At 34.6% G+C, this 506-nt stretch carries 1 protein-coding gene; it reads right to left on the bottom strand.

Annotated elements, in window-relative coordinates:
* Positions 1-134 (bottom strand): transposase (locus tag BU804_RS17565; protein WP_226996152.1); only part of this gene is annotated, 134 nt, incomplete at its 3' end.
* Between the last annotated feature and the right edge of the window lie 372 nt (positions 135-506).

Below are 506 nucleotides of genomic sequence, written 5' to 3' on the forward strand. Positions count from 1 at the left end.
TTTTCTGAAATAACCTCTCTATCTGCGAATGCTTTTCCTTTTATCCCTCCTATCATTTCAGGAACGATTTTATGATCATCCCTATTGCCAGTTGTCAACTTAAATGCGACAATTTCTGCCTGATGATTAATCACAAGAGAGCTTAAATCCAAAGAAGCAACCGATGGTTGTTTTTCCCCACTTAGCGTGACTCTTTAAAAACACGATGAGAAGAGGCACGTTTAACGCAGGCAACCCGTTAATCCTTTAGAGTCTAGCAATAAAATCTCTTCACAGATCCCTTAAGTGTTCTTGGGTAAAGCAAACCATAGGAAAAAATGCTCGAGGTTTAGTTAAAAAAATCTTGAGTACAAGATAAGAAAATAAATATTTTAAAGTTATTTTTACAGAGTTTAAGTAGAAGTGTTTAAATGTTCTGTCATTGAAACGATGAAAGAGAAGCAAAATCGTTAGCACTTCACTTAAAGGTCTTCTAAAAGTTTTTTTGCGAATTTTCCTTTTTGTCT

Origin of the sequence: Candidatus Protochlamydia sp. W-9 (assembly GCF_001950615.1) — a bacterium.
Lineage (GTDB): Bacteria > Chlamydiota > Chlamydiia > Chlamydiales > Parachlamydiaceae > Protochlamydia > Protochlamydia amoebophila.